This window comes from Paracoccus sediminis, assembly GCF_900188295.1.
In the GTDB taxonomy this organism is placed as follows: Bacteria; Pseudomonadota; Alphaproteobacteria; order Rhodobacterales; family Rhodobacteraceae; genus Paracoccus; species Paracoccus sediminis.
In genome coordinates, this window is sequence record NZ_FZNM01000003.1 from 354,297 (window position 1) to 368,347 (window position 14,051).

Annotated in this window: 14 protein-coding genes and 1 tRNA gene; 3 read left to right on the top strand and 12 right to left on the bottom strand. The window is 67.3% G+C overall.

Annotated features, from left to right (window positions below; translation table 11 throughout):
- Window positions 1-12 precede the first annotated feature (12 nt).
- Complete coding sequence (locus CHB77_RS07190; RefSeq protein ID WP_089387491.1) at window positions 13-264, bottom strand: hypothetical protein; 252 nt, start codon at window positions 262-264, stop codon at window positions 13-15.
- On the opposite strand from CHB77_RS07190, the gene CHB77_RS07195 reads away from it, so the two are divergent.
- Entirely contained in the window at window positions 263-646 is a 384-nt protein-coding gene (locus CHB77_RS07195; protein WP_131023325.1) for a hypothetical protein, read from the top strand. The two genes, CHB77_RS07190 and CHB77_RS07195, sit on opposite strands and share 2 nt — an antisense overlap.
- A 123-nt stretch (window positions 647-769) precedes the next feature.
- Here CHB77_RS07195 and rpsO read toward each other — a convergent pair whose 3' ends face one another.
- From rpsO to CHB77_RS07215, 4 genes are all read right to left on the bottom strand, one after another.
- Complete coding sequence (gene rpsO / locus CHB77_RS07200; protein WP_089387493.1) at window positions 770-1,039, bottom strand: 30S ribosomal protein S15; 270 nt, start codon at window positions 1,037-1,039, stop codon at window positions 770-772.
- A gap of 146 nt (window positions 1,040-1,185) precedes the next feature.
- Window positions 1,186-2,097, bottom strand: coding sequence for a calcium-binding protein (locus tag CHB77_RS07205; protein WP_089387494.1), 912 nt, complete (start codon window positions 2,095-2,097; stop codon window positions 1,186-1,188).
- Window positions 2,098-2,251: 154 nt separating this feature from the next.
- Window positions 2,252-2,377, bottom strand: a complete 126-nt coding sequence (gene ykgO / locus CHB77_RS07210; RefSeq protein WP_042245282.1) for a type B 50S ribosomal protein L36 — start codon at window positions 2,375-2,377, stop codon at window positions 2,252-2,254.
- Window positions 2,378-2,456: 79 nt separating this feature from the next.
- A tRNA-Val gene (locus CHB77_RS07215) sits at window positions 2,457-2,531 on the bottom strand.
- Window positions 2,532-2,689: 158 nt separating this feature from the next.
- Here CHB77_RS07215 and CHB77_RS07220 point away from each other — a divergent pair.
- The gene (locus CHB77_RS07220) at window positions 2,690-3,556 is read left to right on the top strand and encodes an N-formylglutamate amidohydrolase (RefSeq protein ID WP_242626559.1); all 867 of its coding nucleotides are present in this window, start codon (window positions 2,690-2,692) and stop codon (window positions 3,554-3,556) included.
- A 38-nt stretch (window positions 3,557-3,594) separates the two neighbouring features.
- On the opposite strand, the gene CHB77_RS07225 is transcribed toward CHB77_RS07220, so the two are convergent.
- Both CHB77_RS07225 and pyrF read right to left on the bottom strand, forming a co-directional pair.
- Window positions 3,595-4,317 carry a hypothetical protein gene (locus CHB77_RS07225; RefSeq protein ID WP_089387496.1) on the bottom strand — a complete coding sequence of 241 codons (723 nt, stop codon included), beginning with the start codon at window positions 4,315-4,317 and terminating at the stop codon, window positions 3,595-3,597.
- Window positions 4,318-4,332: 15 nt separating this feature from the next.
- On the bottom strand, window positions 4,333-5,016 hold the full coding sequence (gene pyrF / locus CHB77_RS07230) for an orotidine-5'-phosphate decarboxylase (RefSeq protein WP_089387497.1): 684 nt from the start codon (window positions 5,014-5,016) through the stop codon (window positions 4,333-4,335).
- 157 nt (window positions 5,017-5,173) lie between these two features.
- On the opposite strand from pyrF, the gene clpB reads away from it, so the two are divergent.
- Complete coding sequence (gene clpB, locus CHB77_RS07235) at window positions 5,174-7,813, top strand: ATP-dependent chaperone ClpB (protein WP_089387498.1); 2,640 nt, start codon at window positions 5,174-5,176, stop codon at window positions 7,811-7,813.
- A 283-nt stretch (window positions 7,814-8,096) separates the two neighbouring features.
- Here clpB and dxs read toward each other — a convergent pair whose 3' ends face one another.
- The 5 genes from dxs to CHB77_RS07260 are packed head-to-tail and all read right to left on the bottom strand — an operon-like array spanning window position 8,097 to window position 13,755.
- Window positions 8,097-10,013: a 1-deoxy-D-xylulose-5-phosphate synthase gene (dxs, locus tag CHB77_RS07240; RefSeq protein ID WP_089387499.1), complete on the bottom strand. Its 1,917-nt coding sequence runs from the start codon at window positions 10,011-10,013 to the stop codon at window positions 8,097-8,099.
- Between the two features lie 53 nt (window positions 10,014-10,066).
- Window positions 10,067-10,951, bottom strand: coding sequence for a polyprenyl synthetase family protein (locus tag CHB77_RS07245; protein WP_176430315.1), 885 nt, complete (start codon window positions 10,949-10,951; stop codon window positions 10,067-10,069).
- The gene (locus CHB77_RS07250; protein ID WP_089387500.1) at window positions 10,951-11,187 is read right to left on the bottom strand and encodes an exodeoxyribonuclease VII small subunit; all 237 of its coding nucleotides are present in this window, start codon (window positions 11,185-11,187) and stop codon (window positions 10,951-10,953) included. The genes CHB77_RS07245 and CHB77_RS07250 overlap by 1 nt, the downstream gene beginning before the upstream one ends.
- Window positions 11,184-12,104 carry a histone deacetylase family protein gene (locus CHB77_RS07255; RefSeq protein ID WP_089387501.1) on the bottom strand — a complete coding sequence of 307 codons (921 nt, stop codon included), beginning with the start codon at window positions 12,102-12,104 and terminating at the stop codon, window positions 11,184-11,186. The genes CHB77_RS07250 and CHB77_RS07255 overlap by 4 nt, the downstream gene beginning before the upstream one ends.
- A 4-nt stretch (window positions 12,105-12,108) precedes the next feature.
- A complete protein-coding gene (locus CHB77_RS07260; protein ID WP_089387502.1) occupies window positions 12,109-13,755 on the bottom strand; it encodes an MFS transporter in 1,647 nt (548 codons plus the stop codon).
- Window positions 13,756-14,051: the final 296 nt, after the last annotated feature.

Below are 14,051 nucleotides of genomic sequence, written 5' to 3' on the forward strand. Positions count from 1 at the left end.
TTCGCCTTGCCGTCAGGCGGCAGCATCCGCCGACGGTCCGTCCAGGGGGTTGTCCCGCGATGTGGCGGACAGGGCGGACAGGGGGTCGGCCTTGGCCTGCGACAACTGCTCGGCCAAGCCTTGCCGTCGGCTGCGGTCCTGGGCCTGGATCGCAAGGGCGCGGGCCTGCGTTTCCTCGTCGGGATCGGCCGCAGCCTTGTCCAAGGACCGGGCCGCGGTTCCGACATCCGGCGCCTTGGCGCGGATTGCGGCGTTGGCGGACATGGACGACGGTCCCGATCCGGTGGCCGGCTGCGCGGCGGGCCGAGGCTCGGGCGCCGGGGCCGGCTGCACGGCACCGACTGCCGCGATTCCGGCGGCGACGGCCATGCCGGGGGACGGCGGGCTTTGCGGGGCGGTGGCCGTGGTCGTGGCCAAGCCGCCGTCAGGCGCGCTCAAGGCATCGGACGCCGCTTTCTGCGCCGTTTCGGACAAGTCGAAGATGACCCCCGGCGTCGATCCGGCGGATGGGGCATCGGCCCTTGGCGCGGGGGCGGCCTGCGCGGGCGCAGGCGGCGCGGCAACGGGGACCGGGCTTTTGCCTCCCAGCAAGGAGGAACTGAATTTCGTGATTGAACCAAGCAACATCGCACGTCTCCATCAGTGACGGCACGAAATTACTAACAAGCCGTTAACAGTCCAGAAAACAGTGCGGAAGATTTTAGGCAGATGGCAACGCAAAACGCCCGCGGCCTGGGGCCGCGGGCGTTCGATGACAGACAGGCCAGGATCAGCGGCGCAGGCCCAGCTTGCCGATCAGATCGGCATAGCGGGCTTCGTCCTTCTTCTTCAGATAGTCCAGCAGCTTGCGGCGCTGCGCGACCATCATCAGCAGACCCCGGCGCGAGTGGTTGTCTTTCTTGTGGGTCTTGAAATGCTCGGTCAGGGTGGCGATGCGCGACGACAGGATCGCCACCTGCACCTCGGGCGAGCCGGTGTCGCCTGCGGCGGTGCCGAATTCCTTGATGACACGGGCTTTTTCTTCAACAGTGATCGACATCGGGATCTCCTTTCAAAAAAGGGGTTATGGCGCAGGCCGGGATGTCGTCCAGCACAGGCCCATGGAGTCTCCGCCCGGACGAACCGAACCGAAGCGGATGCGCGCCTGTAAAGGAAAGGCGAAGGAAAGGAAAGGGGTGCTCTGCCTTATCCGGGCAGGCGGACGATCACGATATCCGCCGCCACCAGCCCGCCGGTTTGCAGCATCCGGCCGACCGCATTGCCGTTGACGGTGATAAGCGCGGTTCCATCCCTGTCTTCGGCCAGTTCGATCGTGGCATCGTCGGCGATACTGCCGGGAAGATGCAGGACCATCCGGTCTTCGCGCGTGTCGAAATCGGCGATCACCGGCAAGTCTCCGGGGGATTGCTGAACCACGAAATCGTCCGCGCCCTCTTGGCCTTCGGCAAAGTCGCCCGCCCCCGGCATCAGGGTGTCGTCGCCCTCGGCGCCGTGGATCCAGACCGTCGCGGGGTCGCCGTTGCCGACGATCAGGTCATTGCCGCGCCCGCCGTCCAGGTCGTCGGCGCCGTCGCCCGACGCCAGCACGTCGTCACCGTCGTTGCCGGACAGCCAGTCGTTTCCGGCACCTCCGAACAGCGTGTCGTCGCCATCGCCGCCATAGAGGGTGTCGTCGTCCCCGTCACCCCAGAGGATGTCGCCGCCACCCTGCCCGGCCAGCGAATCGGCGCCCGCGCCGCCCCGGATCTCGTCAGCGCCGCCGGCTTCGTAGTTGCCGTCGCCCTGGACCCAGTCGCCGCCCGCACCCGCACGGATCGTGTCGTCGCCCGCGCCGCCCCGCAGATCGTCCGCAAGGGATCCGCCTTCGATCAGGATGTCGTCAAGATCCTGTTCGCGGATCGCCGGATCGGGTTCGGGTTCCGGCTCGCCCTCCTCGGGGGTGTCGGACCCGACATTGCCGACCTCGCCCCGGTCGGCGTCGCCAAGCGTGGCGGGCAGGTCGTCCAGGTCGTCGTCATCGTCGCCGCTGCGGCCGGGGGCCATTTCCAACGCCGCCCCGGCGGCGGCCAGCGCCATGAGACTTGCAAGCACGAACATCGCACGACCCCGCAAACAAAAACTGGTTCAACCCTACGATCACGAGCCACTCTTAACCAACGTCATTGTTAAGAAAGGGTTAACCCGGCGCCTTCGGCATGAAAAAACCCGCCGGTGTGGCGGGTTGTCTTCGTTTTCGCGGTGATCCCGACGATCAGCCCTGACGGGCCTTAAAGCGGCGGTTGGTCTTGTTAATCACATAGATGCGGCCCTTGCGGCGCACCACCTGGCAGTCGCGGTGCCGGCTTTTCAGCGAGCGGAGCGAATTGCGAACCTTCATCGGTTTTTCTCCATCACGCGGCCCGCAGCCGCAGGAAAACGAAATGCCCCCGGAATTGCGGCCGGGGGCGGCGAACATATGGTGGGCGGTACTGGGATCGAACCAGTGGCCACTACGATGTCAACGTAGTGCTCTACCGCTGAGCTAACCGCCCGTCCTTGGGCACCCCTGTCCGCATCCCGAAGAAAACGTCCCGAACCGCCTTTGGTCCGCGTGTCTATATAGGGGGGCCTTGGGGGTTTCAAGGCCTATCGCGGCACGAAAATTATCGTTTATATGGTTCGGGAAGAAACCGCCTGCCGGGATCCGATCTTGACCGAACCCGACCTGCCCGTCCTGATCCAACGGCCCGATCACTGGGTCAGCGGCGTCATTTTCGGATCGCCCCATTCCGGTTGCGTCTATCCCGACTGGTTCCTGCAAGGCACCCGACTGCCGCCCGAAACGCTGCGGTCGTCGGAAGACGCCTTCGTGGACCGGCTGATCGCGGGCGCGCCCGCCCTGGGCGCCGTGACGATTCGCGCCCAGGTGCCGCGCGCCATCGTGGACCTGAACCGCGCCCCGGACGAGATCGACCCCCTGATTGTCCGCGGCGTGCCCCGCCATCCCCTGAACCAGCGGACCCTGGCGGGCCTGGGGGTGATCCCGCGCGTGGTGTCGCAGGGCCGGGCGATCCTGGAACGCCCCATCGAGCGGGCCGAGGCCGAACGCCGCATCGGCGCCTATTGGCGCCCCTATCATCAAGCCCTGTCCGGCCTGATTGCCGAGGCGCGGGCACGCTTCGGGCAGGCGATCCTGATCGACATGCATTCCATGCCCCATGACGCGCTGTCCCACCTGCACGGGCCACGCCCCGACATGGTGCTGGGCAACCGTCACGGCCTGTCCTCGGCGGCCCGCGTGTCCGACGCCATCGTCGCCGCGATCGAGGCCGAGGGCTGGCGCATCCGGCGCAATTCGCCCTTCGCGGGGGCCTATATCTGTTCGGCCTATGGCCGCCCCAGCCACAACGTTCACGTCGTGCAACTGGAAATCGACCGATCGCTGTACATGGACGAAAAGACCATCATGCCCCATGCGGGGTTCGGCAATTTCGCGGCACGGTTCGAATCGGTGATCCGCAAGCTGGCCGTGCTGGACGCCGACGGCCCTGCCAATGCCGGGATCGCCGCGCAGTAAGGCCTGCGGTCGACGGAGGATCGGCGCGGACGCCGTCGTCAGCGCATCGCCGCCACCGTCCGCACCAAGGGACGCAGCGCATCGCCCTTGACCATCCAGCTTGTCGCAAAGGCGAAGGTGGCGATCGTTTCCAGCCAGAAGACCGGATTCAGATCCTTCAGCGAATCGCCCAGGCTCGTGGCGAACAGCACGCCCACCGATCCGATGCTGACAATGATCGTCCAGCCGCAGATGCGATAGATCCGGTTCGAGGCGTCCTTTTCCGCCCCGTCCACGACGCCCTTGGTGAACAGCGCCAGGCAATAGACGGCCAGGGCACCGAAAAACACCGCCGCCGCGACCAGATGCACCCATGCCGAGAGGGGCGGCTTCAAAACGCATTGCAGCAGGGTGCAGGTTTGCGGCGGCACCTCGCAGATGCCGTCGCCGGGACAGGTCGGCACCAACGCCACAAGGGCGATCGCAACCGCCGCGACGCGGGCCGTCATCTTGTCGCTGACCAGGTCGCCCGCGTCGGGGCGGAACCCCTCGTAGCTCCACAAAAATACGGCCTGCGCGATAAGGGTGCCCACGAACACCTCGCGCATGGGGGAATAGTAAGAGGCCGAAAGGCTGGGCAGCATGTCTCCGCTGCCCAGGCCATAGGCCAGCAAAGCCAGCGGCAGAAAGAAACCCAAGGCGCCGATGGCCCGGCGCACGGCCAGAAAGGACAGCACCAGATCGTTATGCGCCTTTTGGGAAATCCCGTGCCTGTCTGTCATCTTGCCCTTGCCCTTTCAGCCGCGCAGTTCCGCCAAAATCGCCTGAGCCGCCGCGCGCGGATCGGCGGCCTGCCAGATCGGCCGCCCGACGACGATGTGATCGGCCCCGGCGGCGATGGCGCTGGCGGGCGTTTCCACCCGCTTCTGATCGCCCAGGGCCGCGCCTGCCGGACGGACCCCCGGCGTCACGATCAGCCGCGCGTCGGGCAGGGCGCGGATCGCAGCGGCCTCGCGCGGGGAACAGATGATGCCGTCGGCGCCGGCGTCAAAGGCGCGGGCGGCGCGTTCCACGGTGATCTCGTGCAGATCGCCCGGCCGGATCATGCCCGCGTCCAGATCGGCGCGTTCCAGCGAGGTCAGGATCGTCACGCCCAGGATTTTCAGGTTCGATCCCGCCGCGCCTTCCTTGGCAGCAGCCACCACATGCGGGTCGCCATGCACCGTCAGGAAATCCAGGTCGAACTGCGCCAGCCCGCGCACGGCCGATTCCACCGTGGCGCCGATGTCGAACAGCTTCATGTCCAAGAAGATCCGCTTGCCGTGATCGCCCTTGAGTTCGTTGGCCAGCGCCAGCCCGCCGCCGGTCAGCATCCCCAGCCCGATCTTGTAAAAGCCCACGGCATCGCCCAGCCGCTGGGCCAAGTCCAGCCCGGCAAGCGCGTTCGGCACATCCAGCGCCACGATCAGCCGGTCATCCATCCCGTTGCCCTTTCGCAGAAATCGCGGCGTTATGGCATAACGCAAAGCGCCTTGAAAGCGTTGGAAGACGCCCCAAATCATCATCGAAGACCCGGACCGGGGCGCGCCGCACGCGGGCGTCCGCGACGCGGGGGCTAATCGAAGGAGAGTGTTTCCCATGAACATGGAAAAGTTCACCGAACGGTCGCGCGGCTTCATGCAGGCGGCCCAGACCATCGCGATCCGCGAGGAAAACCAGCGGGTCGTGCCGGAACATCTGCTCAAGGCGCTGATGGACGATGACCAGGGGCTGTCCTCGAACCTGATCGCCCGCGCGGGCGGCGATGCCCGCCGCGTCAAGGAGGCCGTCGATCTGGCGGTCGCCAAGCTGCCCAAGGTCAAGGGCGGCAACAGCCAGGTCTATGTGGACCCGTCGCTGGTCCGCGTCCTGGACGAGGCCGAGCAGGTCGCCAAGAAGGCGGGCGACAGCTTCGTGCCCGCCGAACGCATCCTGATGGCTTTGGCAATGGTCAACACCAACGCCCGCGACGCGCTGTCGGCCGGTGGCGTCACCGCCCAGAACCTGAACTCTGCCATCAACGACATCCGCAAGGGCCGCACGGCGGACAGCGCCAGCGCCGAGGACAGCTATGAGGCGCTGGAGAAATACGCCCGCGACCTGACGCAAGCCGCGCGCGACGGCAAGATCGACCCGATCATCGGCCGGGACGAGGAGATCCGCCGCGCCATGCAGGTGCTGTCGCGCCGGACCAAAAACAATCCGGTGCTGATCGGCGAACCCGGCGTCGGCAAGACCGCGATCGCCGAAGGCTTGGCCCTGCGCATCGTGGATGGCGACGTGCCCGAATCCCTGCGCGACAAGAAGCTAATGGCGCTGGACATGGGCGCGCTGATCGCCGGGGCGAAATACCGCGGCGAGTTCGAGGAGCGGCTGAAATCGATCCTGAAGGAGATCGAGACCGCCGCCGGCGAGATCATCCTGTTCATCGACGAACTGCATGTGCTGGTCGGCGCGGGCAAGACCGACGGCGCGATGGACGCGGCCAACCTCATCAAGCCCGCCTTGGCGCGGGGCGAATTGCATTGCGTGGGTGCCACGACGCTGGACGAATACCGCAAGTACATCGAAAAGGACGCGGCGCTTGCCCGGCGTTTCCAGCCCGTCATGGTCAACGAACCGACGGTTGAGGACACGATCAGCATCCTGCGCGGCATCAAGGAGAAATACGAACTGCACCACGGCGTGCGGATCAGCGACGCGGCCCTGGTCGCGGCGGCCACCCTGTCCCACCGCTACATCACCGACCGATTCCTGCCGGACAAGGCCATCGACCTGATGGACGAGGCCGCCAGCCGCCTGCGCATGGAGGTGGACAGCAAGCCCGAGGAGTTGGACCAGCTTGACCGCCAGATCCTGCAAATGCAGATCGAGGCCGAGGCCCTGAAGAAGGAAGACGATGCCGCGTCCCGCGACCGTCTGGAGCGGCTGGAAAAGGATCTGTCCGATCTGCAACAGCGGTCGGCCGAAATGACCGCCCGCTGGCAGGCCGAACGCGACAAGCTGGAAGGGTCCAGGAACCTCAAGGAGCAGCTTGACCGCGCCCGCGCCGAGCTGGATGGGGCCAAGCGCGAGGGCAACCTGGCCCGCGCGGGGGAACTGTCCTATGGAATCATCCCCGGCCTGGAGAAAAAGCTGGCCGAGGCCGAGAACGGCGGCGCGGACGGGCTGATGGTCGAGGAAGCCGTGCGCCCCGAGCAAATCGCCGAGGTCGTGGAACGCTGGACCGGCATCCCCACCAGCAAGATGCTGGAAGGCGAGCGCGAGAAGCTGCTGAAGATGGAGGAGCAGATCGGCGCCCGCGTCATCGGCCAGCAAGAGGCCGTGGTGGCCGTGTCGAATGCCGTTCGCCGCGCACGGGCGGGCCTGAACGACGAAGGGCGTCCGCTGGGCAGCTTTCTGTTCCTTGGCCCCACCGGCGTCGGCAAGACCGAACTGACCAAGGCGCTGGCCGAATACATGTTCGACGACGATTCCGCGATGGTGCGCATCGACATGTCCGAGTTCATGGAAAAACATTCCGTGGCCCGGCTGATCGGCGCGCCTCCGGGCTATGTCGGCTATGACGAAGGCGGTGTGCTGACCGAGGCGGTGCGGCGCCGCCCCTATCAGGTGATCCTGTTCGACGAGGTGGAAAAGGCCCATCCGGATGTCTTCAACGTGCTGTTGCAGGTTCTGGACGACGGTGTGTTGACCGACGGCCAGGGGCGGACGGTGGATTTCAAGCAGACGCTGATTATCCTGACCTCGAATCTGGGATCGCAGGCGCTGTCGCATCTGCCCGAAGGGTCGGATTCGTCGGATGCCCGCCATCAGGTGATGGAGGCGGTGCGGTCCCATTTCCGCCCCGAATTCTTGAACCGCCTGGACGAGATCATTATCTTCCGCCGCCTGTCGCGGGCCAACATGGACGGCATCGTCACGATCCAGTTGCGGCGTCTGGAACAGCGGCTGGCACAGCGCAAGGTCACGCTGGACCTGGACGGCGCGGCGCGCAAGTGGCTGGCCGACCAGGGCTATGACCCGGTGTTCGGGGCGCGCCCGCTGAAACGGGTGATCCAGCGGGCCTTGCAGGATCCGCTGGCCGAACTGCTGCTGTCGGGCGAGGTGATGGACGGGCAGACGGTTCACGTCGGCGCGGGCGATGACGGCCTGATCGTCGGCAGCCGAGTCGGGCGCGCAGGTCACAAGCTGGGGGCGGTGGGCGAAGGGCCAAGACCCGAGGCAACGGTGCACTGACACACATGCGGCGCAGGGCGGGGGACTGTCCTGCGCCTTCCCTTCGCCCGTCCCAAGAACCGCCAGAAACGTCGCAGGGAGGAGGGCGCGCGTTTCTGGCGGCAGGGTGGGTTTGACCACCAAGTCATCAAGAAGTGGGACAGTTTCTTGGTCCCATGGATCGATAATGCGCTGCGCCGGAACAGGTGTCAGCGGCAGGCGGCAGGCTTTCCGCTGCAACGCAGAAAAAAACTTTGCAACTGCTGATTGAACAAGCAGTCAGCCTGCCTGGCAGGCAGAACGATCAGGCGGTTTTTCCCGCGATCCGCGCGATACCCATCGCGTCCAGAACCTTTGCCTCGATATGGGCGGCATTCAGGGCCGAACTCTCGTACATCGCAAAGGGCGCATCGTGATCCACGAAGACATCCGGCAGGACCATCGACCGGAAACGCAGGCCACGGTCGAAGACGCCTTCATCCGCCAGAAGCTGCGCGACATGGCTGCCAAACCCGCCGACCGCGCCTTCCTCCAGCGTAATCAGCACATCATGCGTCGCGGCCAGCCGCAGGATCAGGCCGCGGTCCAGGGGTTTTGCGAAGCGAGCATCCGCCACCGTGGGGGTAATGCCGCGCGCGGCCAGCGATTCGCAGGCCTTTTCGGCTTCGGACAGGCGGGTGCCGAAGGACAGGATGGCCACGCCCTTGCCCTCGCGGACGATGCGGCCCTTACCGATGGGCAGGATCCGCCCGCGTTCGGGCAGATCGACCCCGGTGCCCTCGCCGCGCGGGAAACGAAAGGCAATGGGGCCGCTGTCATGGGCGGCGGCGGTGGCGACCATGTGCATCAGTTCGGCCTCGTCGGCGGCGGCCATCACCACCATGCCGGGCAGGTTGGCCAGAAACGCGATGTCATAGGCCCCGGCATGAGTCGGCCCGTCCTGTCCGACCAGCCCGGCGCGGTCGATGGCAAAGCGCACCGGCAGGTGCTGGACCGCCACGTCATGCACCACCTGGTCATAGCCGCGCTGCAAAAAGGTCGAATAGATCGCGCAGAACGGCTTCATGCCGCCGGCAGCCAAGCCGGCGGCAAAGGTCACGGCGTGCTGTTCGGCGATGCCCACATCGAAGGTCCGGCGCGGAAAGCGTTCGGCGAACTGCTTTAACCCGGTGCCGTCCGGCATGGCGGCGGTGATGCCGACGATCCTGTCGTCGCGCCCCGCCTCGTCGATCAGGGCCTTGGCAAACACGGCGGTATAGCTGGGGGCGTTCGATTTAGCCTTGGCCTGCACCCCCGTCACCACGTCGAACTTTCCCGTCGCATGGCCGCGGTCTGCGGCGTTTTCGGCGGGGGCATAGCCCTTGCCCTTTTGGGTGATGGCATGGATCAGCACGGGACCGGTCGCACGGTCACGAACGGTGCGCAGCAACGGCAAAAGCTGGTCCAGGTCGTGCCCATCGACCGGACCGATGTAGGAAAAGCCCAATTCCTCGAACAACGTTCCGCCGATGGTCATGCCTTTCAGCATTTCCTTGGCCCGCCGCGCGCCCTCCTGGAAGGGCGGCGGCAACAGGCCGACGGCGCCCTTGGCGGCGGCGCGCAGATCCTGGAACGGGCGGCGGGCGTACAGGCTGGTCAGATAGGACGACAGCGCGCCCACCGGCGGGGCGATCGACATCTCGTTGTCGTTCAGGATCACGATCAGCCGCTTGCCCAGATGGCCCGCGTTGTTCAGCGCCTCGAAGGCCATGCCCGCGCTCATGGCGCCGTCGCCGATCACCGCGATGGCGTCCCCGGGATCCCCGCCCAGATCCCGCGCCACGGCAAAGCCCAGGGCGGCGGAAATCGAGGTGCTGGAATGGCCCGCGCCGAACGGGTCATAGGGGCTTTCGGCCCGTTTCGTGAACCCGGCCAGCCCGCCGCCCATGCGCAGGGTGCGGATGCGGTCGCGCCGGCCGGTCAGGATCTTGTGGGGATAGCACTGATGGCCCACGTCCCAGATGATCTTGTCGCGCGGCGCGTCGAACACCGCGTGCAGCGCGACCGTCAGTTCAACCACGCCCAGGCCCGCGCCCAGATGCCCGCCGGTGACGCTGACCGCGCCGATCGTCTCGGCCCGCAACTCGTCGGCAAGTTGGCGCAGGTCGCGGTCGCTCAGCGCCTTGAGGTCCGAGGGCAGCGCGACCCGGTCAAGGATCGGCGTCTTGGCAAGGTCGGTCATCGGCTGGCCCTTCGGGCAGGAATTGCGGAGGCGGGCTTGGGGTCGGGCGTCACTCAGGTGTCACGTTCGATAACGAAACGCGCCAGGTGGCGCAAGTTTCCGGCACCCTCGCCATAAGGCTCAAGGGCCGCATCGGCCGCGTCGATCAGCCGCGCGGCCTCGGCGCGCGCGCCGTCCAGGGCCAGCAGGGACACAAAGGTGGCCTTGCCCGCCGCCACGTCCTTGCCCACGCGCTTGCCGGTCACATCTTCGTTGCCGGTCACGTCCAGGATGTCGTCGGCGATCTGGAACGCAAGGCCCACCGCATCGGCATAGGCCGCCATCGGGGCCATGTCGGCATCCGCGATCAACGGCCCCGCGATGGCGGCGAACCGGATCAGCGCGCCGGTCTTGCCCCGCTGCAATTCGGTGATCTGCGCCAGGGTCAGCGGCTGGCGGGCGGTTTCGGCGGCGATGTCCAGCGCCTGCCCCCAGACCATGCCGGCCCCGCCCACGGCCTGCGCAAAGGCCGAAACCAGCCGGCGTGTCGCGGCATCGCCAATGGCCGGGTCGGCCAGCAGCCCGAAGGCCAGCGATTGCAGCGCGTCGCCTGCCAGGATCGCGGTCGCCTCGGACCATTTCACATGGACGGTGGGCTGGCCCCGGCGCAGGTCGTCGTCGTCCATCGCGGGCAGGTCGTCGTGGACCAGCGAATAGGCGTGCAGCGCCTCGACCGCCGTCGCCACGGGCAGCGCGGCGGCATCGGACACGCCATGCAGGCGCGCGGATTCCATGACCAGAAAGGCCCGGATCCCCTTGCCGCCCGCGCAGGCATACGCCATCGCGTCGCGCAACTCGCCCGGCGGCAGGGCGCCGATGGCACGGTCCAGAGCGGCCTGGACCTGGGCCTTCACGGCCCCGAGGCGATCCTGCAACGGGGCCTGCAACGGGGCCTGCATCACAGCCCCTCGGCCGGTTCCGTTCCCGTAGGCTGGCCGTTGGCCGCAAGGGTGATCTTTTCCACCCGGTCCTCAGCCTCGCGCAGGCGTTTCTCGCAATGCTGGCGCAAAGCCGCGCCGCGTTCGTACAGCTTGATGGATTCGTCCAGGGACGCCTCGCCGGTTTCCAGCTTGCCGACCGTGGCCTCCAGTTCCTTCATGGCGTCTTCAAAGCTCATGGTCGCGATGTCGTTCATCTTCCGGCCTCCAGCAGCACGTGGACATGGGCGCGGGCGGACCGCCCCAGGGCGGCCAGATCATAGCCACCTTCCAGGCAGGATGCCACCGGGGCCGACAGATCCGCCGCCATGTCGCAAATCATCCGGGTGATGGCGGCGAAATCGCCGTCGTCCCAGTCCAACTGCGCCAGCGGATCGGCGGCATGGGCGTCGAACCCGGCCGAGACGATCACCAGCTGCGGCGCGAAATCGCGGCAGCGCGCCAGGATGCCGCGCCAGGCCGCCTGCCCCGCCGCGCCGTCCGATCCCGGCGGCAGGGGCACGTTCATCATCTGCCCATGCGCGCCGCGTTCCGACGCCGCCCCGGTGCCGGGATACAGCGGCATCTGGTGGCTGGACGCGAAGAAGGCGCGGGATTCGTCCCACAGCAGATCCTGGGTGCCGTTGCCGTGATGCACGTCGAAATCCAGCACCGCCACCCGGTCCAGCCCGTGATGATCCAGCGCGCGTTTCGCCGCGATGGCCGCGTTGCCGAACAGGCAGAACCCCATCGGCGTTTCGCGTTCCGCGTGATGGCCGGGCGGGCGCATCGCGACAAAGGCATTCGCGGCCTGCCCCGCCAGCACGGCATCGACGGCGGCAACCGCGCCGCCGGCCCCGCGCAGGGCCGCATCCAGGCTGCCGGGCGACAGATGCGTGTCGGCGTCCAGCATCTGCCAGCCCTGGTCGGGAATCGCGGTCCGGATGCGGTCCAGATAGGATTGCGGATGGCAGCGCAGGATGTCGGCCTCGTCCGCGCGCGGGGCCTCGCGCCGGTCGAGGTCCAGATCCTCCAGCGCGCCAATGACGGCGGCATACCGCGCCACCTGTTCGGGATGGCCGGGGGGCGTGATGTGGCGTTCCGCGTCGGGGTGGGTGAACAGGGCTGTGGCCATGATGTCAAACCTCCATCTTGCCGATCAGGGGCAGGTCGTCTTCGGGGCCGACGCTGTGGCGTTCGATCATGCGGTGCACCAGCGGATCACCCTCGCCCCGGTGCAGGGCGCGCAGGGCGACGGTGGTTTCCGCGTCGGATTTGGTGCGGCGCAGATTGTGGCGGACATATTCGTCCCAGGTGGCGATGTGATAGCTTTCGGACCACAGGTCGGGATGTTCCAGGTCGCGCAGCAAGGCCCAGTTCCGCGCCCCGTCGCGGCGGCGGATGTTGCGGCGCAGCCGCATCAGGCGCAGGAATTCCGCCGTGTCCCTTTGCGCGATCCGGTAATCGACCATCACCATGATCGGTCCCGACCGTCCGCGCAGATCCAGCCGCAGCGCCGGTTCCCGGAACCGGTTGGCGGGATCCAGATCGGCGGTCCCGAATTCGGGCGCCTTGAACCAGACGCCGATGACGGCCCCCCCCGCCAGCACCGCGCCCGCCGCCGTCAGCGCGGTCCCCAAGCCATAAGCGCCCGCCACGCCGCCCCAGACCCAGGACCCCGCCGCCATGCCGCCGAATGTCGCCGTCTGATACAGCGCCAGCCCACGGGCCACGACCCAGCGGGGGGTGGAAAGCTGGACCGTCACGTTGAACAGCGACAGCGCCAGCACCCAGGACGCGCCCGCGGGCAGCAGCGCCAGGGCATGCAGCCAGATGCTGTCCGTCTGGCCCAGGATGACGGCGGATACGGCGAACCCGGCAAAGGCCATGCGAACGATGTTTTCATTGTCGAACCGCGCCCGGATGCGCGGATTCAGCGCCGCCCCGGCGATGGCGCCGATGCCGTAACAGCCCAGCAGGCCGCCGAACAGCATCGACCCGCCCTCGGGATACGACTTGGCCACCAAGGGCAGCAGCGCCAGCACCGACACGGCGGCAAAGCCGAACAGCGCGCCGCGCCCGATCACCTTTATCAGGTTGGGCGACAGCAGCACATAGCGTAGGCCCGCGGCGACAGCGGGCAGGAACGCCTCGGGCGGGGCGGTCCGGGGGGCGGTCCGGGGGCGCCAGCGGGCCAAGGCGCCAAGCAGGGGGATGTAGCTGGCGGCGTTCACCGCGAACGCCGCCGCCGCGCCGAAACCGGCAACGATGAACCCGCCCGCCGCCGGGCCGACGCTGCGCATCAGGTTGAAGCCCACCGAATTCAGCGTCACGGCGGCGGGCAGGTCGGCGCGGGGCACCAGATCGCCCATGCTGGCCTGCCAGGGCGGGTTGTACAGCGCCTGCCCCGCCCCGATCAGAAAGGTGAATCCCAAAAGCAGCCAGGGCGTCAGCCAGCCCTGCCAGGCCACGACCGCAAGGGCCAGCGACACGGCCGCCATGAAGCATTGAGCGAACAGCAGGATCGTCTTGCGGTCGAAGATGTCGGCCAAGGCGCCCGAGGCCAGCGCCAGCAGCATGATCGGCAGGGTGTTCGACGCCTGCACCAGCGCGATCAGCGTGGCGCTGTCGGTCAGCTGGGTCATCAGCCAGGCCGCGCCCACCGCCTGGACCAGTCCGCCGAAATTCGACACCAGCGTCGCACTCCACAAGAGGCGGAAATCGGGGTATCGGAACGGACCAAGGGCAGAGGCGGCGGCGGGACGGGAGGCTGTGGGATCGGTCACGGGAACTGTGTCGCTTTCGGCTTCGGACACCAGCCTAGCCAGCCGGACGACGGGGGGCAACCGGTGGAGACGGGGGGCAACCGGTGGAACGGATCGATGCCTTTGCGTCTCGATCCTGCGACGGCGCAACCGAAACAAACGACAATTTGTTCCATCGTCAGCCAATCTTGAACGGACTGCCGCCCTTTCGCCACAACGCAAGGATTGCTATCCGCCGCACCCAGCCGCAAGGCTTGACGGCAGGGGCCTGTGACAGGCTGATGAACCTAGCGCGAATCACCCCGGAACTGCCACCG

Coding starts and splice junctions, on each gene's coding strand:
- CHB77_RS07195 (WP_131023325.1), top strand. CDS start 263: ATGGACGACGGTCCCGATCCGGTGGCCGGCTGCGCGGCGGGCCGAGGC.
- CHB77_RS07190 (WP_089387491.1), bottom strand. CDS start 264: ATGTCCGCCAACGCCGCAATCCGCGCCAAGGCGCCGGATGTCGGAACC.
- rpsO (WP_089387493.1), bottom strand. CDS start 1,039: ATGTCGATCACTGTTGAAGAAAAAGCCCGTGTCATCAAGGAATTCGGC.
- CHB77_RS07205 (WP_089387494.1), bottom strand. CDS start 2,097: ATGTTCGTGCTTGCAAGTCTCATGGCGCTGGCCGCCGCCGGGGCGGCG.
- ykgO (WP_042245282.1), bottom strand. CDS start 2,377: ATGAAGGTTCGCAATTCGCTCCGCTCGCTGAAAAGCCGGCACCGCGAC.
- CHB77_RS07225 (WP_089387496.1), bottom strand. CDS start 4,317: ATGACAGACAGGCACGGGATTTCCCAAAAGGCGCATAACGATCTGGTG.
- pyrF (WP_089387497.1), bottom strand. CDS start 5,016: ATGGATGACCGGCTGATCGTGGCGCTGGATGTGCCGAACGCGCTTGCC.
- clpB (WP_089387498.1), top strand. CDS start 5,174: ATGAACATGGAAAAGTTCACCGAACGGTCGCGCGGCTTCATGCAGGCG.
- dxs (WP_089387499.1), bottom strand. CDS start 10,013: ATGACCGACCTTGCCAAGACGCCGATCCTTGACCGGGTCGCGCTGCCC.
- CHB77_RS07245 (WP_176430315.1), bottom strand. CDS start 10,951: ATGCAGGCCCCGTTGCAGGCCCCGTTGCAGGATCGCCTCGGGGCCGTG.
- CHB77_RS07250 (WP_089387500.1), bottom strand. CDS start 11,187: ATGAACGACATCGCGACCATGAGCTTTGAAGACGCCATGAAGGAACTG.
- CHB77_RS07255 (WP_089387501.1), bottom strand. CDS start 12,104: ATGGCCACAGCCCTGTTCACCCACCCCGACGCGGAACGCCACATCACG.